Consider the following 22,755-nt stretch of genomic DNA (forward strand, 5'->3'; position numbering starts at 1 on the left):
CTTTTAAAAGCTAGTTCTCGCTGGAGTAGCATCCCAGATACTATATTTTTAATTCTGGGATTTCTTCTATCAATTTTTGGTTTTGCATTGAAAAAGGGCATAAAAAAAGCTAGAATAGAAAGAGATATCAAGAAAAGGAGAGAATATGAAGAGCTTAGAAAGCAAGATTCAAACTGTGGGAGAAGTTTTGGGGGAATCGATTTTAAAAGTGGATTCTTTTTTGACCCATCAGGTGGACGTGGTCCTGATGAAAGAGATTGGTCAAGTGTTAGCTGAACGATTTGCGCAGGAGGGGATTACCAAAGTAGTAACGATTGAGGCGTCAGGCATTGCCCCTGCCCTCTATACAGCAGAGGCCTTACAAGTACCGATGATTTTTGCCAAAAAATCAAAGAATATCACGATGACAGAAGGAATTTTGACAACGGAGGTCTATTCATTTACGAAGCAGGTAACAAGCACAGTGTCGGTGGCTCAACGTTTTCTCACATCTCAGGATCGGGTGCTGATTGTAGATGATTTTTTAGCAAATGGAGAAGCAGCGAAGGGCTTGATTGATATCGTAGAGCAGGCAGGCGCTGAAGTGGTCGCTGTTGGTATTGTCATTGAAAAATCATTCCAGCAAGGACGTAGCCTTTTGGAAGAGGCAGGTCACACCATTGTTTCCCTTGCGCGATTAGACCGTTTTGAAAATGGTCAGATTGTTTTTAGAGAAGCAGATATTTAGGGAAGAAGATACTGCAATTGTTTAGATAAAAATGTCACTAATCCGAAGAGAAAATAGGTATTCAAAAAGGCTTCCTACCAGAATATTGTAATGGTACGAGGCCTTTTTTGTGTTAGAAAATTGATATATTTATACTCAATAAAAATCAAAAATAGCAAACGTAAAAAACGTATAAAATCTAAACACGTATAGTGTGGTTTACATTACTATAGAGGAGCTATCTACAAATTATTTTCGACTTGCATCGCATTTCAAAAAACGATCAGTTGCCTTTATTTTCGGTGAATTAGCGCTATTTTTGATTCTAGGCGAGTATAAAAAGTCTCTTTGATGTCATTGTCCGATGGTTTGAAGCAGGCTTTCAGCAGTGGTAACTGGGAGGATACGGACACGATTGAGGGTGAGAAGCCCATTAGCAGCAGAGGCAAGTCCTTCGTTGGTGGTTACTCCGAGTTTGTACTGGGCCTCTTCAACTGTTTGGATGGTTTGTTCAGAATAGCGCCCTGCCGGATAAGCGACTGCAAGGGTATCTTGACCAAGATGATCATCGAGGTATTTCTTGGAGTCTTTTAATTCAGCACTTTGGGCTTCTGGCGAGCTATATTGTAAATCGGGATGGGTGACTGTATGGCTTTGAAAGGACATGCCATTTTCCTGCATCTCCTTGATTTGCTCCAATGTCAGGTGGTCAGGTTGTGTATCGGTAGTACCTGTGATGACATTATTCGTTGCCTTCATATTGTACTGTTTGAGTAATGGATAAGCGATACTATAGAAATCCCAAAGACTGTCATCAAAGGTGAGCCAGACGACTTTTTTATCTTTTGGGAGGACGTTTTCCTTTAGGATTTTATAGGCTTCTTCGGGTGTAAGAGTATAGTAGCCTGCTTCTTGGAATGCTTTAAGGTGACTTTCAAAGGTAGCTGGATCGACAATTAGATTGGCATTGGCAGTCTCTTCAGGAGCCATGACGTGGACAGCATGATACATGAGAATAGGAAGGGTGACAGGCTCTGCTTGCGTCTCCCATATCGTCTCTTGCGGGGGAGTAGGCTCTGTTTTCTGAGTGTCGCTTCCGCTCTCTTTTGTGGTCACTACCGAGCTTGGAGCAGGTGACCTGTCTTCGTGAGTTCCAGAATTTAGGGCTGCTAACAGTTTATCTCCATTCAGATAGAAAATGATTGCTAATAAGATGATGAGTAGGGTGCTTATGATAAACCATAACCTTTTAGTATGGTTGTGTTGTTTTTTCCTATGTTTGTGTCGTTTAGAGCGACTTCTTTGTGCAGACATAAAAACCTCCTTTAATCTTCATCTACTAGTATAGCAAAATTTTTGCCAACTGCTTCAATTATCTGATATAATGATAAAAATAGTTTTTTAAGGAGTAGGTATGACAGTGAAAATTGGACTACTAGGATTTGGTACAGTAGCAAGTGGAATCCCATTTTTGTTACGGGAAAATGCAGAAAAGATTCAGCAGGCTGCTCAAGATGAGATTGAAATCACCAAGGTTCTAGTACGTGACGAAGCAGAGAAAGAACGCCTAGAAACAGCAGGACATTCCTATCATTTTGTGACCAGTGTAGATGAGATTTTAGGAGATGACGAAATTCAAGTTGTCGTTGAGTTAATGGGACGGATTGAGCCTGCGAAGACCTTTATCAGCCGTGCTTTAGAAGCTGGTAAACATGTGGTAACAGCCAATAAGGATTTGCTTGCAGTGCATGGTAGTGAACTGCAAAGCCTTGCTACAAAGCATGGTGTGGCGCTTTATTATGAAGCAGCAGTTGCGGGTGGAATTCCGATTTTGAGAACCTTATCCAATTCATTCGTATCTGATAAGGTAACCCGTATCCTTGGTGTTTTGAATGGGACTTCTAACTTTATGATGACCAAGATGGTCGATGAGGGTTGGACCTATGAAGAAGCCTTGAAAACAGCCCAAGAACTGGGCTATGCTGAATCTGACCCGACCAATGATGTTGAAGGAATTGATGCTGCTTATAAGGCTGTTATTCTCAGTCAATTTGCCTTTGGGATGACCATTGATTTTGACAAGGTTGAACACAAGGGAATCTCAACGATTTCTCCAGATGATGTAGCGATCGCACAAGAGTTGGGCTATGTGATTAAATTAGTTGGCGATATTCGGGAAACAGCTTCTGGCTTGTCTGCTGAGGTCTCTCCTACTTTCTTGCCGAAGGGGCATCCTTTAGCGAGTGTCAATGGTGTGATGAATGCTGTTTTTGTGGAGTCAATTGGGATTGGTCAGTCGATGTACTATGGACCAGGGGCTGGACAAAAACCGACTGCAACGAGCGTGATGGCAGATATTATCCGTATTGCCCGTCGCTTGAAAGATCAGACAATCGGAAAATCTTTCAATGAATTTTCTCGTCCGCTTCAACTTGCAGCACCTAGCGATGTGCATAGTGAATATTATTTCTCTATTGTAGCACCTGATAAAAATGGAACCTTGTTGAAATTGGCAGAGATGTTCCATGCTGAGGGAATTTCTTTCAAGCAGATTCTCCAACGAGCTTCTGAAAGCAATCAAGCATGCCTCGTACTTGTTACCCATCGTATGAGCAAGACACAGTTGGAAAATGTAGTTGCTAGATTAGAAAAAGCTACAGATTTCATGCTTCAAAATACCTTCAAAGTATTGGGGGAGTAAGATGAGAATAATCGTACCAGCAACGAGTGCTAATATTGGGCCTGGCTTTGATTCTCTTGGTGTCGCTCTGTCCAAATACCTGATTATAGAAATCGTAAAGCCTCAGAAAGAGTGGTTTGTTGAGCATGATTTAGAGTTTGTTCCGTCAGACCAGTACAATCTATTGATTAAAACAGCCTTAAAAGTGTATCCAGACTTGCAACCCCACCATGTCCGCATGATGAGCGATATTCCGTTGGCGCGTGGTCTTGGCTCATCAAGCTCGGTCATTGTGGCAGGAATTGAACTAGCAAATCAATTAGCCCATTTGCAGCTGAGTGATGATGAAAAATTACGTTTGGCAACAGAAATAGAAGGTCATCCGGATAATGTTGCACCAGCTATTTTAGGCAACTTGGTTATTTCAAGCTATGTCAATAAAAAAGTAGCAAAGGTTGTAACGGATTTTCCAGAAGCTAGTTTTGTCGCCTTTGTTCCAAATTATCCTTTGCGAACTAGTGAGAGTCGTAGTGTCTTACCGACACAATTTTCATCGAAAAAGGCTGTTGCCGCAAGTGCCATTGCAAATGTTGCGATTGCAGCCCTGATGACAGGTGATTTAGTGGAAGCAGGTAAGGCGATTGAGGCAGACTTATTCCATGAGCCTTTCCGCCAAAAGTTAGTGCAGGAATTTTATCCAATTCGCAATTTGGGACATGAATTGGGGGCGTATGCTACTTATCTATCAGGGGCAGGACCAACAGTGATAGTTTTGGTAGAAAGAGCAAAAGAAACCCTTGTAAAAGAAGCGATTGATGCCTTGCAACTCGACGGAGAGAGCTTCATCTTAACCGTAGATAGACAAGGTGTGCGTGTAGAAGCATAAGGGATTTTGTCATTTCCCTTTAAAATCATCAATCAAGTAAATATAAAAAAGAAACAAGGAACCCATTCTTTTGTTTCTTTTTTTCTTTTTATCGTTTTCTACTAGGATTTTTGGTATAATGGACTGAACGTACTTTGGGAGTAAAAAATATGAGAGAGAAAATCAAACAAACCTTAGCAGAAGTCGATATTCGTTTCGATGAGCCCTTGAAAGATTATACGTATACCAAGGTTGGAGGTAAAGTCGATTATCTGGCATTTCCTCGTAATCGCTATGAGTTAGTGCGGATTGTTGAATTTGCAAATCAGGAAAAGATTCCATGGATGGTGCTTGGAAATTCCAGCAATATTATCGTGCGTGATGGCGGGATTCGTGGCTTTGTGATCCGTATGGACAAGTTAAATAGTATCACTGTATCAGGGTATACGATTGAGGCAGAAGCAGGTGCTAATTTAATTCAGACTACTCAGGTTGCGGCCCATCATTCCTTATCAGGCTTTGAATTTGCCTGTGGTATTCCTGGAAGTGTGGGCGGTGCGGTCTTTATGAATGCGGGTGCCTATGGTGGTGAAATTGCTCACATCCTCGTTTCTGCCCAGATTTTGACACCTAAGGGTTATGTAGAGACCTTGGATGCACGTGAGCTGACCTTTGGTTATCGTTCGTCTGTTTTACAGGAAAATGGAGCCATTGTTCTTTCAGCGAAATTTGCCTTGAGACCTGGAAATCACACGGCGATTAAGCGAGAAATGGAACGCTTAACTCACTTGCGTGAATTAAAACAACCCTTGGAATATCCCTCTTGTGGATCTGTCTTTAAGCGTCCGATGGGGTATTTTGCAGGTCAACTCATCATGGAGGCGGGTCTAAAAGGGCATCGGATTGGCGGTGTTGAAGTGTCTGAAAAGCATGCAGGATTCATGGTCAATATTGCAGATGGGACTGCCCAAGATTATGAAGATTTAGTAGCTTATGTCATCGAAACTGTTGAAAAACATTCAGGAGTGACCTTAGAGCGTGAGGTGCGGATTTTAGGAGATTCCTTGGATTAAAAAATTAGGATAAGTAAGGGAGGTGAAGCCTATCGTAACCGGTAGTATAGAAGGTAGTGATCATACCTTAGAGGCAGAAAAGGCCTAACAGAGCCTTTAATCTGTAATCCATATGAAGAAGGAATTTATGAGAATTGAAGAAACCAATCATCGAATTTAAGAACGTTTCCAAAGTATTTGAAGATAGTGGGACAGTTGTTTTAAAGGACATTAACTTTGAGCTAGAAGAAGGGAAATTTTATACTCTCTTAGGTGCTTCTGGTTCAGGAAAATCAACTATTTTAAATATCATCGCAGGCTTGTTAGATGCTACTTCAGGTGATATTTATCTAGACGGTGAACGAATCAATGATGTACCGACCAATAAGCGCGATGTCCATACAGTCTTCCAGTCCTATGCGCTTTTTCCGCACATGACTGTTTTTGAAAATGTAGCCTTTCCTCTTAAATTGCGAAAAATCCCCAAGGAAGAAATAGAGCAACGCGTGACGGAAGCTTTGAAAATGGTTCGCCTAGCAGGTTATGAAAAACGTGCGATTCAAAAGTTATCAGGAGGCCAGCGCCAGCGGGTAGCGATTGCACGCGCCATTATCAATGAGCCACGAGTGGTCTTACTCGATGAGCCTTTATCAGCTCTTGACTTGAAACTACGAACCGATATGCAGTATGAGTTGCGTGAATTGCAACAGCGTCTAGGCATCACCTTCGTCTTTGTGACCCATGATCAGGAAGAAGCTCTTGCCATGAGCGACTGGATTTTTGTGATGAATGATGGTGAGATTGTTCAATCGGGGACGCCGGTTGATATTTATGATGAGCCGATTAACCATTTCGTCGCTACTTTTATTGGTGAATCCAATATTATTTCTGGGCGAATGATTGAAGACTACCTAGTGGAGTTTAACGGTAAGCGGTTTGAGGCGGTCGATGGTGGAATGAAGCCCAATGAGCATGTTCAAGTTGTGATCCGTCCTGAAGATCTCCAAATTACCTTACCAGATGAGGGCAAATTAAGGGTAAAAGTCGATACCCAGCTCTTTCGTGGTGTCCACTATGAAATTATCGCTTACGACGATTTGGGTAACGAATGGATGATTCACTCAACCCGTAAGGCGATTGAGGGGGAGGTTATCGGATTAGACTTTGAACCTGAAGATATTCATATCATGCGCCTCAATGAGACAGAAGAAGAGTTTGATGCTCGGATTGAAGAATATGTGGAGGTTGAAGAAGTCGAAGATGGTTTGATTAACGCGATTGAGGAGGAACGAAATGAAGAAAACCTCTAGATTATTCGTTCTTCCCTATCTTCTTTGGATTCTCCTTTTCGTCCTAGCCCCAGTCGCGATGATTGTCTATAAATCCTTTTTTGATATTGATGGCACTCTTACGCTGTCAAACTATCAAACCTATTTCAACTCCCCCAATATGACCTATCTGCGAATGAGTATGAACTCTATTCTCTATGCAGGAATAATTACCCTTGTGACCTTACTCATTAGCTATCCAACAGCGTTTTTTCTCACTCAGTTAAAACATAAGCAACTCTGGTTGATGTTGATTATTTTGCCCACCTGGGTCAATTTGCTTTTGAAAGCCTATGCCTTTATCGGTATTTTTGGTCAACATGGGTCTATCAATCAGTTTTTGAATTTTCTAGGCTTGGGTTCCCAGCAGATCCTCTTTACTGATTTTTCCTTTATTACTGTTGCCAGCTATATTGAAATTCCATTTATGATTTTGCCAATTTTTAATGCACTAGATGATTTAGATCAGAATCTTATCCATGCTAGTCGTGACTTAGGAGCAAATTCTTGGCAAACCTTTACCAAGGTTATTTTTCCTCTCTCTATGAACGGGGTAAGAAGCGGTGTACAGGCTGTTTTTATCCCAAGTTTGAGCTTGTTCATGTTGACCCGTCTTATCGGTGGAAATCGTGTGATTACGCTCGGAACAGCAATTGAGCAACACTTTCTCACTACCCAAAATTGGGGGATGGGTTCAACGATCGGTGTGGTCTTGATTCTGGCGATGCTTTTGACCATGTGGCTAACGAAAGAGAGGAAGAAATAATGAAAAAAATTGGAAAAGTGTATTTGACGATTACCTTCCTTGTCCTTTATCTGCCGATTTTATACTTGATTGCCTATGCCTTTAATGAGGGTGGGGATATGAACGGGTTTACCGGCTTTACCATGGAGTATTTTTTCTCCATGCTAGGGGATAGTCGTCTCATGCTGATTTTAGCGCAGACCTTTTTCCTAGCCTTTCTTAGTTCTTTACTTGCAACCATTATTGGTACCTTTGGTGCTATTTATATCTACCAAAGCAAGCAAAAATGGCAAAATATGCTACTTTCGGTCAACAATATCCTCATGGTAGCACCAGATGTCATGATTGGGGCGAGCTTTTTAATTCTCTTTACTGTGATTGGTTTCCAACTAGGTTTTGTTTCTGTCCTTTTGAGCCATGTAGCTTTTTCCATCCCGATTGTGGTCTTGATGGTATTGCCACGCCTCAAGGAAATGAACGGTGACATGGTACTTGCCGCTTATGACCTAGGAGCTAGTCAATTTCAGATGTTGAAGGAAATCATGTTGCCTTATTTGACACCAGCTATTATTGCAGGCTACTTTATGGCTTTTACCTATTCCTTAGACGATTTTGCTGTGACCTTCTTTGTTACAGGCAATGGCTATTCCAATCTTTCTGTTGAAATTTATTCGCGTGCCCGCCAGGGAATTTCCCTTGAAATCAATGCTCTTTCAACCTTGGTCTTTCTTTTTAGTATTGTATTGGTAGTGGGTTATTATTTTATCTCTCGGGAAAAGGAGGTCCACTAAATGAAACGCTTGTACTCCTTTTTAGTCGGTATTATCGTGATTATCCTTCTTCTCTTTGGGATTAGCCATAAGCTGGAAAGTCAGTCCAAGGAGGGAACTAGTCAAAAATTAGTCATCTATAACTGGGGAGACTACATTGATCCTGAACTTTTAGAGAAGTTTACAACAGAGACAGGGATTCAAGTTGATTATCAGACCTTTGATTCTAATGAGGCTATGTATACTAAGATTCAGCAAGGTGGAACGACCTATGATCTAGCCATTCCGTCTGAATATATGATTGCCAAGATGTTAGACGAAGATCTTCTGATTAAGCTAGACAAGAAAAAAATCAAGGGTCTTGAACAGATTGATCCGAAATTTCTTGGTTTAAGTTTTGATGAAAAAAATGATTATTCAATCCCCTATTTCTGGGGAACCTTGGGAATTGTCTATAATGAGACGATGGTCCAAAATCCTCCAAGACAATGGGAAGACCTATGGTCAGAAGAATACCGTGATAACATCATGTTAGTGGATGGTGCCCGTGAGGGAATGGGGATTGGTCTTCAGACCCTCGGTTATAGTCTAAATTCTCGCAACCAAGCAGAGCTAGAAGAAGCTGCTGACTATCTATACGCATTAACCCCTAACATCAAGGCAATTGTTTCTGATGAAATCAAGGGCTATATGATTCAAGATGCAGCCGCCATTGCTATCAGTTTCTCAGGTGAAGCAAGAGAAATGCTGGACGGAAATGAACACTTACGCTACGTTGTCCCATCAAAAGGATCGAATCTCTGGTTTGATAACATGGTCATTCCCAAGACCGCAACAAACATAGAGGGAGCCTATGCCTTTATCAACTTTATGTTACGCCCAGAAAATGCTTATCAAAATGCCCTGTACATCGGTTACGCAACACCAAATATCAAGGCTAAAGAAATGCTACCAGATGAAGTAAAAAACAATCAAGCTTTCTACCCTTCGGAAGAAACCTTGAAAAATCTAGAAGTTTATGACAATCTCGGTCGCAAGCTCCTCGGTGATTACAACGATCTTTATCTACAATTTAAGATGTATCGTAAGTAATACTCCATGAGAGTCAGCTTCAGATTAGGCGATGTAAAGCAGATAACAAAGATTCATCAAATACTGATATAAATTCTAGGAAGTAGTGCTGGGCTTAAGCTCAGCCTATTTTTTATAGCGTTCGCCTTATATTGTTCTTTTAAACTAAAGGAGTATATTTATCACTGAATTGAATGTAGACTAAGAGCTGTGTAAAAAAGATAGGCAGGTGTTTTGGCTTTAGCCGATTACAGCTGAGAATCCTGTAAGGATAGATTTCCTTGGGTTCATCGAACATGTCGTCAGTCTCCTATTTTTCATTCGCTTTTTTCACGCCCTTCGTATCTTAGTTTAATTGAGTTCGAGCTAAGCACTGTGTGAAAAAGATAGGCAAGCTGTTTTGGCTTTAGCCGATTACAGCTGAGAATCCCTTTAGGGATAAATCTTCCTAGCTCCAAAGGTATGGTATAGCTTTGGAGGTGGGAAATAGCCTATTTTGCTGTAGCCGTTGCGAACTTTGTTCGCTTACGGATACGGATGCCCTTGGTACACTTTGTGCTTTAACAGTCTAAGGATAGACTGTTAAAGATTGGAAATAAAACGAGTGAAACTCGTGTCAAACGCTCTCACATCTTAAGTGATTTTACAAAAACTTTACAGAAAGGAGGGGAAAGATTTGATAGTAAAGCTGTAAGATAAGAATATAAGAATCAGTATCTAAGTGGATGCTTTTAGTCAAGAGAGTTGCATTTTTGCCTGTATGTTCGTCCAGAATGGAATCTGGATACAAGCAGGGAGAAAGGAGGATCTAGTTTCACTAGTCCAGACTAGTGAGCTGTATCTTGTTGTTCAACTATTGAGTGGTTTTTGGGATACAACGTGTACGGCTGAAACCTGCAGGTTGAAGAAACAGGAACTTGCCTAAAAGTTTTGGCTGGTGAATACAGATTCTAAAGATTAAGGAGTTGATGATCGTATGTCCAATCGTTTTACAAAAATTGCAGTCATTAGTTTTGCCTGTCTAGGTTTTCTAGCAGCATGTGGCTCAAAAGATGCCAGTACGGCTGATCAGCCTATCACTGTTGTGTCTCGTGAAGAAGGGTCAGGAACTCGTGGAGCCTTTATCGAGCTATTTGGTATTGAAAGCAAGGACGACCAAGGAAATAAGGTAGATAAAACAACTACCCAAGCTATTGTGACAAATTCTACTGCAGTGATGCTAACGACAGTTGCTGGTGATAGTAGTGCAATCGGCTATGCTTCGCTAGGAGCATTGGATGGAACCACTAAAACCCTTGAAATTGATGGTGTAGCACCAAGCAGAGAAAGCATTACATCAGGTCAGTACAAGATTGCCCGCCCTTTCAACATTGTAACCAAAGGAGCTGCTAGTGAAGCTGCACAAGATTTCATTTCCTTTATTCTTAGCGAAGAAGGTCAGGCTATCGTTGAAAAGACAGGCTACATTCCTGTAGATACCAGTTCGACCTATCGGTCAGTAGCGCATTCTGGTAAGGTCGTCGTTGCTGGATCAAGTTCGGTTAACCCTGTTATGGAGAAGTTGAAAGAAGCCTATCAGACAGCTAATACTGGGGTGACAGTAGAAATTCAGCAAAGTGATTCTTCAACAGGAGTAACAAGCGTTATTGAAGGAAGTGCAGACATCGGAATGGCATCGCGTGAGTTGAAAGATTCAGAAAGCTCAAAAGGTGCATCTGCCACAGCTATTGCAATGGATGGTATTGCGCTCATTGTCCATAAAGAGAATCCCTTGTCTGGTCTAAGCGTTCAAGAAGTACAGGATATTTACACTGGTAAAGAAGGGCAATGGTCAGCCTATATTTCAAAATAAGGGGAATGTCATGCGCCAATTCAGAGAAGTCGGAATGCAAGCAGTCTTTTTTATGACTGCCTGTCTTTCCGTTTTATCCGTTATTTTTATTTGTATTTTTCTCTTTTCAGCAGGTTTGCCGGCTATTCAGGAAATTGGGTGGGGAAACTTTCTTCTAGGTTTGGAGTGGAGACCTTCTAATCATGTATTTGGTATTTTGCCAATGATTATTGGTTCTATTTACGTAACCCTAGGAGCCTTGCTGATTGGTGTTCCTATCGGGATTTTAACCTCTTTATACTTAGCGTTTTTTTGCAAAGAAAACTGGTATCCTCTTTTTAAAAAAGCAGTGAGTTTAATGGCTGGGATTCCTTCTGTTGTATATGGTTTCTTTGGCTTGGTCGTCCTTGTCCCCTTTGTACGAAATCATATCGGGGGTCATGGAATGGGGGTATTGACAGCCTCCATTTTGCTGGGAATGATGATTTTGCCTACGATTATTAGTGTATCAGAAGCAGCCTTGCGGGCAGTTCCAGAAGCCTATTATCAAGGAGGCTTGGCATTAGGTGCTTCTCATGAGCGTAGTATTTTTTTCATCATTTTGCCGGCTGCAAGGCGAGGAATCTTGGCAAGTGTCATCTTAGGATTGGGAAGAGCAATGGGAGAGACGATGGCAGTCATTATGGTAGCTGGTAATCAAGCCTTGATTCCTACTTCATTGACTTCTGGTGTCCGTACTCTTACGACCAATATTGTGATGGAGATGGGGTATTCAACAGACTTGCACAGAGAAGCTCTTATTGGAACAGCAGTTGTGCTCTTTATCTTCATACTCATCATCAATACGACCTTCTACATAATGTATAAAAAGGAGTAGCCATCGTGTCACTTTTAAAAAAAGAATCTACTCATGACCATTTGTCCTTCTTTTTGAGGTGGATCGTCTATCTATCAGCAGGCTTAGCTGGGCTAGCGACTAGTTTTATTGTTCTCTATATTTTAATAAAAGGCTTGCCTTACCTAAATTTGTCCCTCTTTTCATGGACATATTCTAGTAGCAATGTCTCCATGTTGCCTGCCCTATTAAATACCGTTTTAATGGCAGTATTGTCCTTAATGATTGCTCTTCCCATTGGGATAGGTGCTTCTATTTATTTGACAGAGTATGCCAATCCAGACAATTTTTTGGTAACGGTTGTCCGTCTGGCAACCGAAACCCTGTCAGGTATTCCCTCTATTGTCTACGGCTTATTTGGCGCCCTCTTTTTTGTAAAATTTCTCCATATGGGCTTGTCCATGATAGCAGGGGCGTCTACGTTAAGTATCATGATACTACCCTTGATTATGCGGACGACAGAAGAAGCCCTGCTGTCGGTAGAAGAGGGCTATCGTGAGGGGAGCTTTGCCCTTGGAGCTGGTAAACTACGGACCATCTTTCAAGTAGTATTGCCATCAGCTTTACCGGGTATCTTTTCTGGGGTTGTCCTTGCTTTGGGACGCGTCATTGGAGAGTCAGCTGCCCTTATCTTTACAGCAGGTACTGTAGCAGAGGTGGCAACTGGTTTGACCCGTTCGGGTAGAACCTTGGCGGTACATATGTATTTGATATCAGGAGAGGGGATTTATATCAATCAAACCTATGCAACAGCAGTTATCCTCCTGCTCCTTGTGATTGTGATGAATCTTTTCTCCGAATGGATTGCATTAAAATTAGGAAGAAATAAACATGAGTAAATTTAGCATTCAGAATTTGAATCTACACTATGGAGATTTTCAAGCCTTGAAACAGATCAACCTGGAAATCCCTAGCAATCAGATTACAGCGTTTATCGGTCCATCTGGCTGTGGAAAATCCACTCTGTTAAAAAGTTTGAACCGTATGAATGATTTGGTCAAGGATTGTCATATAGACGGGCAGATTCTTTTGGATCAAGAAGATATCTACCAAGAGATGAAGACAACTGTTCTGCGAAAAAAAGTAGGAATGGTCTTTCAAAAGCCCAACCCCTTTCCAATGAGTATCTATGATAATGTCGCTTACGGACCACGTACGCACGGGATTCATAAGAAATTGGAGCTAGACCAAATAGTGGAACGTTCCCTCAGGCAGGGAGCCATTTGGGAGGAAGTCAAGGATCGTCTGAATAAATCGGCACTTGGCTTATCAGGAGGGCAACAACAACGCCTTTGTATTGCAAGAGCCTTGGCGATTGAACCAGAAGTTTTACTAATGGATGAGCCTACCTCTGCTTTAGATCCCATCTCAACATCTAAGATCGAGGAATTGGTTCTGGAGTTAAAAAAGGACTATACGATTATCATGGTGACCCACAATATGCAACAGGCATTGCGGGTATCTGATCAGACAGCTTTCTTTCTATTAGGGGAAGTCGTTGAATATGATAAGACCAGTCAACTATTTAGTATGCCTAAGGACCCACGTACAGAAGATTATATTACAGGGAGGTTTGGTTAATGCGTTCACGTTTTGAAAGTCAGCTAGAAGCCTTACAGAAAGACATGATGTATATGGGAGGTTTGTGTGAAGAGATTATTGCTCGTTCTGCTGAGGGCTTAACTGGCATTGATTGCTTAGATGAGGAAGCAATCCAGCAAATCTACCAGCAGATGGAAGAATTAGAACGAGATATTGAGGCTCGCTGTCTCAAATTGTTGTTACGTCAACAACCAGTTGCCCGTGATCTGCGGACAATCTCTTCAGCCTTAAAAATGGTCTATGATATGAAGAGGATTGGTGCCCAATCATCGGAAGTAGCAGACCTCATCAGCCACAATACCATTCATTTAGTAGATGAAATTCCTCTGGTTAAGAAAATGGCAGAGCAGGTCAGCCAGATGGTGGTTGGGAGTCTAGATGCCTTTGTCAAAGAAAGTGATACCCTAGCGCAGGAAATCATCGCAAAAGACGATACAGTTGACCAATATTTTGGTACAATAAAAGAAAAACTGGCCTGTTATTTAGGAAAGCAGTCTGCTAATGGAGACCAGGCCATTGACCTGTTGATGATTGCGAAATATTTGGAAAGGATTGGAGACCATGCGGTAAATATTGCCAAATGGGTCCAGTTTGCAATCACGGGTCAGTTAGAAGGGTGAAGAGAATGATCTACTGCGTAGAAGACGATGATGCCATTCGAGAATTGATGCTCTATAGCCTTAAAACCGCTGGTTTTGAGGCTAAAGGCTTTTCAGAGGCAACTGGTTTTTGGAAAGAGTTGAAAGAGACACTTCCAGATCTGATTATCCTAGATGTGATGATGCCTGGTCAGGACGGTGTATCTATCCTTGCAGAATTACGGAAAACCTCGATAACTAGCCATATTCCAGTTATGATGGCAACAGCTAGAGGGACAGAATTTGACAAGGTACAAAGTCTGGACTTAGGGGCAGATGACTACTTGGTTAAGCCCTTTGGAATGATGGAAATGCTTTCTCGTATCAAGGCAGTCCTTCGTCGTGTTCAAAAAACAGAGAAGAAAGAACGATTGCAATATGGGCAGATTGAGCTGGATTTGGTACGCCATCGGGTAGTCGTTGAGGGAAAGAAGTTAGAGTTGACATTGAAAGAATTTGAACTATTGCGTCTGCTCGTTCGTGCTCCCCAAAGGGTATTTACTCGACAGGAACTACTGGATAAGGTCTGGGGACAAGATTTTCTAGGAGAGACTAGGACAGTCGATGTCCATATTGGAACCTTGCGCCAAAAACTAGGACCTGTATCCGGCTATATTAAAACAATTAGGGGAGTAGGCTATCTCTTGGAGGTTGGAAATGACTAAAAAAATCTTTCAAGCTATTTTCCTATCGACAATGGGGATTTTTCTTGGAGCGATTCTTCTTATCCTCGGCTATCTATTCCATTATTTTTCTGCGTTACAGTTGGAACAGTTGAGTACCCAGACTAGCTTGGTTGCTCAAGCAGTAGAGCAAGAAGGCTTTCATTATTTAGAGGAGCTTGAGACCAAGGAAGTACGCATCACCTGGATTGCCCCTGATGGTTCGGTGCTCTACGATTCGGAGAAATCAGTAGACCAGCTAGGAAATCATGCGGATCGTGAGGAAGTAAGGGAGGCTTGGGAGAAAGGGCTTGGTCAAAGTATCCGTCAGTCTGACACACTTACGCAACGCTTGCTCTACTCGGCTCAGCGCTTAGCAGATGGAACGGTGCTTCGTCTGTCCCTATCCCAAGAAACAATCTGGGTTTTGATGGGGCACTTGACTCCGTGGATGGGCTTGCTGTTTATCCTCTCCAGTCTGGGGTCACTTTTTATCGCTAAGAGAATTTCTCGAAAATTGTTGCAGCCACTGGAACGATTAAATCTCGAAAAACCATTTGAAAATGATGTCTATGTTGAACTATCCCCGCTTCTAAAGCGTTTAGAAGAGCACCAGATACAACTGGCAGAAAAAGAAGCTTTACTCCGGCAAAAAAGGGAGGAATTTGAGACCATTATCTCAAAAATGAAAGAGGGGCTAGTCATTGTGGATAAAAGAGGTCACTTGGTCTCCTACAATGATGCAGCAGGGCAACTCTTGGGCTTGGAAAGGGCAGCTATCGGTCAAATCGTTCCTGCTTTTTCTCGTCATATCGGTCTGAAAGAACTATTAGAGGACGGATTAGCAGGGCAAAAAGCAGAGAGGATTTTTGAATTTGGTGAGAGCCAAAGAAAGGTTCTCATTCGTCCTATTTGCACGGAAGTAGAGCAGACAGGTGCAGTGATCCTCTTCTTTGATGTGACAGAGCAGTACTATCTAGACAAGCTCCGAAGAGAATTTACAGCAACCGTTTCCCATGAGCTACGAACTCCGTTACATATTTTATTTGGTTACTCTGAAATGCTTCAATCAGGTCTCGCTTCACCAGAGACTGTCCAATTATTTTCTAGGAAAATCCACCAAGAGAGTAAACGGATGATTCAATTAGTGGAAGATATGTTGCAACTAGCCCAGCTAGATGAGGGAGGAAAACTCCATAAGGAAGTAGTCAATATGACAAAACTTACTGACCAGGTACTAGGTGGCTTAAATGAAAAAATAAAGCAAAAAGGACTTTCTTTTAGCTTCAAGGCCGATGTCATTTACTACAAGGGAAATCCAGCCCTCCTACAATCCATTATCTACAATCTTTGCGACAATGCAATCAAGTATAATCAAGAAAATGGAAAGATAGCTATTGAATTATCGCAGGATCAAGAGCATGTCCTTTTTCAGGTAACAGATACAGGAGTGGGAATTGCTCCTGCTGATAAGGAACGTATTTTTGAACGCTTTTATCGGGCAGATAAGAGCCGCTCTAAGCAGGTAGGGGGGACAGGTCTAGGTTTATCCATTGTGAAGTACGCCTTGCAGATTCATAGTGCAAGCATTGAGGTAGATAGCCACTTAGGTCAGGGAACGACCATGACAGTGCTTTTTCCAAAGAGATGAAAAGGAACTTGCAGTAGTCCTTAGCAGGTCTTTAAGTCCTGCTAGGATAGATACTTTCTAGATAAAAGAAACAGTTCAATAGGGTGAGGATAGGCTTTGTATCGTGACTTCAGAACCTGGCTTATCCTCATTCTTTCTCGATTTAGACTAAATGGTTGGGTTTCATTTTTTTCTTTATGAAATAGAAGGGAAGTGATATAGTTCATTTAGTCTATATTTAGCATCTTTTGATATTTTCCTTAAATAGTACGGACGCAAGCAAGCTCCTTTCGGAGTTTCATCCCTCATTTTTGAATTCAAAGTCTCAAAAATACCGTTCTAGATCGAAAATATCTTTTAAAGACTCCCTTCGTTCGCTACTTATTTTGCAAGTATATCCTATTTTAAAACGAAATCACTATACAATCCACTGGGCTGTTTTTTATGCTATACTAGTAGATAGTGAAAAACAGAGAAAGAATTGAGAGTATATGGTATTATCAAAAAAACGTGCCCGCAAAGTAATTGAAGAAATTATTGCCCTCTATCCAGACGCCAAGCCTAGTTTGGATTTTCGCAACCATTTTGAGTTATTGGTAGCAGTCATGCTATCTGCACAGACGACAGATGCTGCGGTCAATAAGGTAACGCCAGCCCTTTTTGAAGCGCTCCCCACCCCAGAGAAGATGGCAGCAGCCAGCGAATCTGAAATTGCAAGTTATATTTCAAGGCTAGGTTTGTATCGTAATAAGGCCAAGTTCCTAAAAGAGTGTGCTCAGCAATTACTTTCTCAGCATGGAGGGATCGTACCAAAGACGAGGGAAGAATTGGAAGCTCTGTCGGGTGTAGGGCGTAAGACAGCTAATGTAGTAATGAGCGTCGGTTTTGGCATTCCAGCCTTTGCAGTGGATACCCATGTCGGTCGAATCTGTAAGCACCATGATATTGTCAAGAAGTCGGCGACCCCATTAGAGACAGAAAAGCGGGTAATGGAGGTCTTGCCTCCAGAATTGTGGCTCAAGGCACACCAAGCTATGATTTATTTTGGACGGGAGGTCTGCCATCCCAAAAATCCAGAATGTGCAAACTATCCTCAACTCTATGAATTTGACTAATCTTCCTTGAAGCTCCTAACTAGGTCATTGTTCATCGGTTTGGAGGACTTCTGTCCAGATTGCTTCTTTTTCTTGTGAGGAAATTTCTTGTATCAAGAGCCTCTAATAGCCGTTTTTTTAGTAAAACACCGAAAAATACGAACATTTAATATCCTAAACAATTTATTTATCGAGAAATGACGAATGTATCGAAATGATAAGTTTTCAAAATTGACAAAAACCAAACATTCTTGTATACTAGATTAAGGAAGCGTCAGGAATGGCGTAGCGATGCAAGAAAAGCATAGGTAGGTCATTTATTGTAAAGGAGAGCTGAAATGCTTAACGAATTTCCTATTTTTGATTATGAAGACATTCAACTGATTCCAAACAAATGTATTATTAAGAGCCGCTCAGAGGCGGATACTCGAGTGACTTTGGGGAAGCATACCTTTAAATTACCTGTTGTACCTGCCAATATGCAGACTATTATTGATGAAGATGTTGCAGAACAGTTAGCCAAGGACGGATATTTCTATATTATGCATCGTTTTGATGAAGCAAGGAGGATTCCTTTTATCCAGCGCATGCACGAACAGGGCTTGATCGCCTCCATCTCCGTTGGAGTAAAAGACTATGAGTATGATTTTATCAGGCAATTGAAGGCTGATGCCCCTGAGTATATCACTATTGATATTGCTCATGGTCACGCAGAGAGTGTGATTCAAATGATTCAGTACATCAAGAAAGAATTACCACAAACCTTTGTAATCGCTGGAAATGTAGGAACTCCAGAAGCTGTTCGTGAATTGGAGAATGCAGGAGCAGATGCGACTAAGGTCGGCATTGGACCTGGCAAAGTCTGCATTACCAAGGTAAAAACCGGTTTTGGAACAGGTGGTTGGCAGTTGGCTGCCTTACGCTGGTGTGCTAAAGCTGCACGGAAACCGATTATCGCAGATGGCGGTATCCGTACCCATGGTGATATTGCAAAATCGATTCGCTTTGGAGCAAGCATGGTCATGATTGGATCGCTCTTTGCAGGTCACATTGAAAGCCCTGGAAAGACAATTGAAGTAGATGGCGAACAATTCAAGGAATACTACGGCTCTGCTTCTGAATACCAGAAAGGGGCTTATAAAAATGTAGAAGGTAAGAAGATTCTCCTACCAGCCAAAGGGCATTTAAAGGATACCCTGATTGAAATGGAGCAAGATTTACAAAGTTCCATTTCCTATGCAGGAGGAAAAGATATTTCTAGCTTGAAGCATGTAGACTATGTCATTGTAAAAAACTCGATTTGGAATGGTGATGCCCACTAATCAGGCAAATAGGCTGCTGGATACGAAGTGTTCGGCAGTTTTTAGATGTAGAAAAGGAGTGTCTCTCCCCTTGTTTGTATAGTTGTTTAGTACTAAAAGGAAACGAAACAACTATAACCAAACTGAGGGCTTGCCTTGTATTTTGACATGCCAAGTATCCCCAATATTCTACTTGTGATAGGGGATTTTACTAGATAAACATCTTAGAGAAAAGGAGTTACGATGTACCAAACAAGAACCTGGAAAGAAAAACTTTCCTTATTTTTAAAGATTTTTCTCCCTCTTTTAGTGTATCAATTTGCTAATTTTTCAGCCAGTTTCATTGATACCATGATGACAGGACAGTATAGTACGGTGGATTTAGCAGGTGTTTCCATGGCGACGAGTTTTTGGAATCCATTTTTTGCTCTTTTGACAGGGATTGTATCAGCCTTGGTTCCGATTATTGGGCAACATCTGGGACGGGGAAATCAGAGACGGATTCAACAGGAATTGCAACATTTTATCTATCTGGCAATTGGCTTGTCTCTCTTTCTATTTCTTCTCATCTTTTTGGTGGCAGTACCGACCTTGCGACTGTTACATCTTGAAAGAGCTGTCTTTCAAGTAGCCGAGCAGTATCTCTTTTATCTTTCGATTGGGATTTTCCCTCTTTTATTATTTAGCGTCTTTCGCTCCTTTTTTGACTCTCTGGGCTTGACCAGACTATCCATGTATTTGATGCTCTTACTCGTTCCCTTTAACTCCTTTTTTAATTATCTCTTAATTTATGGCAAATGGGGTTTACCTAGATTAGGAGGAGCAGGAACGGGTATGGGAACGGCTCTGGCTTACTGGGCTGTTTTAGGGGTTGTTATCTGGGTCATGTGCCGGCATCCGAAGATAAAAGACTACCGAATTTGGGAAAAGAGCCCGTTTGACCTTTCTTTCATCAGAGAAGATTTACGCTTAGGATTGCCAATCGGTCTCCAAATTTTTGCGGAGGTTGCGATTTTTGCTGTTGTGGGACTGTATATGTCTAAGTTTTCCTCGCAAGTGATTGCCTCACATCAGGCTGCGATGAATTTTGCCACACTCCTTTATGCCTTTCCTTTGAGCATTTCTGCGACCTTGCCCATCCTGATTTCCTATGAAATTGGAGCAGGTCGCAATCAAGATGTCAAGGAGTACAGTCGTCTGGGACGCTTGATTGCCATGGGGTTTGCTACCCTGACCTTGTCTTTCCTGTATTTCTTTCGTCCGATGATTGCAAGTCTTTATGGCTACGATCCAAGTTTTATTCAATTGACTTCTCAATTTCTGACCTATGCTCTTTTTTTCCAGTTGGCAGATGCTTTTACAGCACCGATTCAAGGTATTTTACGGGGTTATAAGGATACAAGTGCTCCTTTTATCATTGGTCTCGTTTCGTATTGGAGTCTGACCTTCCCTATTGCTTTTTTTCTTGATAGTCGAACCTCTTTAGGACCATTTGCCTACTGGATTGGTCTTGTTGTCGGAATCTTCGTCTGTGGATTATCACTAAATCTACGTTTGAGGGTAGTTGAAAAAAGAATCATAAACCAATGATAACCTATAAAAATACTCTGGAATGCCAGGGTATTTTTGATATGGTAAGGGCTGCTTTTCTTACCCTCTACTCTATGAAAATCAAAATCTGACTAGGTGATAAAACCGCAGATAGAACTGGACTGCAACAAGGTCAGTCAATAGGACCACATTTAATTGTTGACCTACAATAGTTTTTTAAAACCTTATCACCTTATTTTGATGAATGAAAAGCTCCAGTGGCGTGTTTCATCCTGTTCCCACAAGGCATGAAGGAATACGTGAGAAATATTAACATCTTTCTGATTTCCAACTTGAAGTAGGTATCAACTATTTCAACTATCTTCGTTTACCTTCTCTCGTCTGTTTTTTTGAGTATAATTTTTTCTCCTTTCCATTTTAATTCTTAATAAATAGAATTAGCCAATTTACATGAGGCTCGTTTTTTGCTATAATGATTGATGAAAAGAAAAAGGGATCTAAAGACTATCAGAGCTGGAAATAACTCCTTCTGATGAGGCTTTAGTATTGGTCTGGTATCTCTATGAGATGCGAGAATCTGATAAAAAGGAGACAGTATATGAAAAAGATAAGAAAGTTTTTAAGCTGGTTTTTGTTGCTGACGCTTGTATTGGCACATTCTCCGCTTGTCTATGCAGAAGAACTTAGCCAAGCCCTTGAACAAGGGCAACTAGAGGCCACCTACCAAGAAGCGCTGGAGGAAGCCAACAAGCAGACAGTTGGTTCTGAGAATGCCAATAAGGAAACGGCTGACGTGTCCAGTACAACACCCGAATCTCCCAAAGAGGAGGGGGATGCCATCCAGCAACCGAAAGTTGTGACAGAAGAGAGTGATGCAGAAGTAGAACTCAAACAGAAATATGGAGAACCTGTTGCGGTCAGTGGACAAGAACAGCTCTACCGTGTGGATGAGACCCATTTTGTGACCCACATTGGCAGTGACATCAAGACCTATGTGGACCAAGACGGGCTAGAAGTCCCCGTTGACTTGTCCTTGTATTCCTATCATGCCGATGGGCAACACTACTATCTGCCCAAAGAATCCCCAGTCGGAGTAGTACTGCCAAGTGAGGTCAAGGAAGAAACCCCGATTGATGTCCTTCATCAAGAGGAGAAGATTTCCCTCTATCCTCTTGAGACAACCTATGACAAGGCAACGGTTGCACAAAATGCGATTTTGTATAACAATGTCGAAGGCAAGACCGACGTCCAGTACACGGTTCAATCGAACGGGATCAAGGAAGAAATCATCCTTGCCGAGTGGGGAGGCAAGAACCGCTTTACCTATGGGCTAGACGCTGGAAATTACGATGTTCGCCTTGAAAATAATCAAGTGCTGGTTCGTGAGAAAGGAAAAACCAAGATCCTCTTTGTCTTGACAGCCCCTGTCATGGTGGACGCAGCTGGTGCGACCAGTCAAGATGTGACCCTAGAGTTGAGTGAAAAATCTGGAAAATACCAAGTGACTGTCGTCGCAGGCAAAGACTGGCTTTCTTCCAAAGAGCGCCAGTACCCTGTACGGATTGACCCGACAGTCACTGTTCCGCGGGAGAGGATACTAGATGTTGTGACTAGCTCTGTTCATGGGACTTTCCAAGGTCTTGCCTATGGTTTTGTGGGTTATATTGTCTCCTCCAATATGGGAGTGGAAGATGCGGCAGATATTGGAAAGACCCGCATGTACTTCAAAATCAATTATGATTTTAGCAATATTCCAAAGGAAGCCCGCATTGATAGCGCTAGTCTCAATTTGTATCAATACTCAGATGGTAAAGGGACGGCATCTGCCACCTATGGGGTCTATTCCCTCAAACAAGACTTTGATATCAATACCATTGATTGGTTGAGTTCTCTCTCCTTAGAAGAAGAAATTGCAGGTGAGAATGCCATTCAGTCGCAGGCATTGGGCTTTCATTATTTTGATATTCGGACAGCAGTCAATAATTGGGTTCAAGGATTAGCTCCTAACTATGGTCTAGTGGTCAAAGCCATTGATGAGAACGCTAATGGTGGAGGTTTTTATACCACAGAAGCTGATCCCACCAATGTTGCTCAAGAGGATTTCACCCCAGACCAGGCACCGAGCTTAACGATTCACTGGTCTGTGCCTGACCCAGTGGACATGAACTATGAACTGGGCAATACTACGATCAACCTGCGCACCCTGGTCAAGACCGATAAGACAGGCAAGCTCCAATTCCAAGGGGTCTTCGCAGATGGTCTCACCACCCCTGGTGCTAGTGTTCACTATAGCTTGAGTGATGCGACGAAGAACTACCAAGGAGACAGCCCTGC

The 22,755-nt window shown here is 41.9% G+C and carries 20 protein-coding genes; 19 read left to right on the forward strand and 1 reads right to left on the reverse strand.

Going from position 1 to position 22,755, the window contains the following annotated elements; genetic code table 11:
* Nucleotides 1-145 precede the first annotated feature (145 nt).
* Complete coding sequence (locus ACVPON_RS03125) at nucleotides 146-727, forward strand: xanthine phosphoribosyltransferase (protein ID WP_462876082.1); 582 nt, start codon at nucleotides 146-148, stop codon at nucleotides 725-727.
* A 333-nt stretch (nucleotides 728-1,060) separates the two neighbouring features.
* Here the strand turns inward: ACVPON_RS03125 and ACVPON_RS03130 are convergent, their stop codons facing one another.
* The gene (locus ACVPON_RS03130) at nucleotides 1,061-2,020 is read right to left on the reverse strand and encodes a polysaccharide deacetylase family protein (protein WP_462876084.1); all 960 of its coding nucleotides are present in this window, start codon (nucleotides 2,018-2,020) and stop codon (nucleotides 1,061-1,063) included.
* Between the two features lie 100 nt (nucleotides 2,021-2,120).
* Between ACVPON_RS03130 and ACVPON_RS03135 the strand changes: the two genes are divergently transcribed.
* The 18 genes from ACVPON_RS03135 to ACVPON_RS03220 form a co-directional block, all read left to right on the forward strand.
* Complete coding sequence (locus tag ACVPON_RS03135; protein WP_462876086.1) at nucleotides 2,121-3,407, forward strand: homoserine dehydrogenase; 1,287 nt, start codon at nucleotides 2,121-2,123, stop codon at nucleotides 3,405-3,407.
* 1 nt (nucleotide 3,408) lies between these two features.
* The gene (thrB, locus tag ACVPON_RS03140) at nucleotides 3,409-4,272 is read left to right on the forward strand and encodes a homoserine kinase (protein WP_462876088.1); all 864 of its coding nucleotides are present in this window, start codon (nucleotides 3,409-3,411) and stop codon (nucleotides 4,270-4,272) included.
* Nucleotides 4,273-4,421: 149 nt separating this feature from the next.
* Nucleotides 4,422-5,324 carry a UDP-N-acetylmuramate dehydrogenase gene (gene murB, locus ACVPON_RS03145; RefSeq protein ID WP_462876090.1) on the forward strand — a complete coding sequence of 301 codons (903 nt, stop codon included), beginning with the start codon at nucleotides 4,422-4,424 and terminating at the stop codon, nucleotides 5,322-5,324.
* Nucleotides 5,325-5,458: 134 nt separating this feature from the next.
* Complete coding sequence (locus ACVPON_RS03150) at nucleotides 5,459-6,613, forward strand: ABC transporter ATP-binding protein (protein ID WP_462876092.1); 1,155 nt, start codon at nucleotides 5,459-5,461, stop codon at nucleotides 6,611-6,613.
* Nucleotides 6,597-7,397 carry an ABC transporter permease gene (locus ACVPON_RS03155; RefSeq protein WP_462876094.1) on the forward strand — a complete coding sequence of 267 codons (801 nt, stop codon included), beginning with the start codon at nucleotides 6,597-6,599 and terminating at the stop codon, nucleotides 7,395-7,397. Before ACVPON_RS03150 ends, ACVPON_RS03155 begins: the two co-directional genes overlap by 17 nt.
* On the forward strand, nucleotides 7,397-8,167 hold the full coding sequence (locus ACVPON_RS03160) for an ABC transporter permease (protein ID WP_462876096.1): 771 nt from the start codon (nucleotides 7,397-7,399) through the stop codon (nucleotides 8,165-8,167). The genes ACVPON_RS03155 and ACVPON_RS03160 overlap by 1 nt, the downstream gene beginning before the upstream one ends.
* A complete protein-coding gene (locus ACVPON_RS03165) occupies nucleotides 8,168-9,238 on the forward strand; it encodes an ABC transporter substrate-binding protein (RefSeq protein ID WP_462876099.1) in 1,071 nt (356 codons plus the stop codon).
* A gap of 955 nt (nucleotides 9,239-10,193) precedes the next feature.
* Nucleotides 10,194-11,069: an extracellular solute-binding protein gene (locus ACVPON_RS03170; protein WP_462876101.1), complete on the forward strand. Its 876-nt coding sequence runs from the start codon at nucleotides 10,194-10,196 to the stop codon at nucleotides 11,067-11,069.
* Nucleotides 11,070-11,079: 10 nt separating this feature from the next.
* A complete protein-coding gene (gene pstC, locus ACVPON_RS03175) occupies nucleotides 11,080-11,925 on the forward strand; it encodes a phosphate ABC transporter permease subunit PstC (protein ID WP_462876103.1) in 846 nt (281 codons plus the stop codon).
* A 5-nt stretch (nucleotides 11,926-11,930) separates the two neighbouring features.
* Nucleotides 11,931-12,782, forward strand: coding sequence for a phosphate ABC transporter permease PstA (gene pstA, locus ACVPON_RS03180; protein WP_462876105.1), 852 nt, complete (start codon nucleotides 11,931-11,933; stop codon nucleotides 12,780-12,782).
* Nucleotides 12,775-13,524 carry a phosphate ABC transporter ATP-binding protein PstB gene (gene pstB / locus ACVPON_RS03185; protein WP_462876107.1) on the forward strand — a complete coding sequence of 250 codons (750 nt, stop codon included), beginning with the start codon at nucleotides 12,775-12,777 and terminating at the stop codon, nucleotides 13,522-13,524. The genes pstA and pstB overlap by 8 nt, the downstream gene beginning before the upstream one ends.
* Complete coding sequence (gene phoU / locus ACVPON_RS03190) at nucleotides 13,524-14,165, forward strand: phosphate signaling complex protein PhoU (RefSeq protein ID WP_462876109.1); 642 nt, start codon at nucleotides 13,524-13,526, stop codon at nucleotides 14,163-14,165. The genes pstB and phoU overlap by 1 nt, the downstream gene beginning before the upstream one ends.
* Before the next feature lie 5 nt (nucleotides 14,166-14,170).
* The gene (locus tag ACVPON_RS03195) at nucleotides 14,171-14,848 is read left to right on the forward strand and encodes a winged helix-turn-helix domain-containing protein (protein ID WP_462876111.1); all 678 of its coding nucleotides are present in this window, start codon (nucleotides 14,171-14,173) and stop codon (nucleotides 14,846-14,848) included.
* Nucleotides 14,841-16,496, forward strand: a complete 1,656-nt coding sequence (locus ACVPON_RS03200) for a sensor histidine kinase (protein WP_462876113.1) — start codon at nucleotides 14,841-14,843, stop codon at nucleotides 16,494-16,496. The genes ACVPON_RS03195 and ACVPON_RS03200 overlap by 8 nt, the downstream gene beginning before the upstream one ends.
* 470 nt (nucleotides 16,497-16,966) lie before the next feature.
* Nucleotides 16,967-17,590 carry an endonuclease III gene (gene nth / locus ACVPON_RS03205; RefSeq protein ID WP_462876115.1) on the forward strand — a complete coding sequence of 208 codons (624 nt, stop codon included), beginning with the start codon at nucleotides 16,967-16,969 and terminating at the stop codon, nucleotides 17,588-17,590.
* 317 nt (nucleotides 17,591-17,907) lie between these two features.
* The gene (guaC, locus tag ACVPON_RS03210) at nucleotides 17,908-18,891 is read left to right on the forward strand and encodes a GMP reductase (RefSeq protein ID WP_462876116.1); all 984 of its coding nucleotides are present in this window, start codon (nucleotides 17,908-17,910) and stop codon (nucleotides 18,889-18,891) included.
* A gap of 222 nt (nucleotides 18,892-19,113) precedes the next feature.
* Nucleotides 19,114-20,460, forward strand: a complete 1,347-nt coding sequence (locus ACVPON_RS03215) for an MATE family efflux transporter (protein ID WP_462876118.1) — start codon at nucleotides 19,114-19,116, stop codon at nucleotides 20,458-20,460.
* A gap of 559 nt (nucleotides 20,461-21,019) precedes the next feature.
* Nucleotides 21,020-22,755 (forward strand): DNRLRE domain-containing protein (locus ACVPON_RS03220; protein WP_462876120.1); only part of this gene is annotated, 1,736 nt, incomplete at its 3' end.

This window comes from Streptococcus sp. 1F3, from assembly GCF_054968985.1.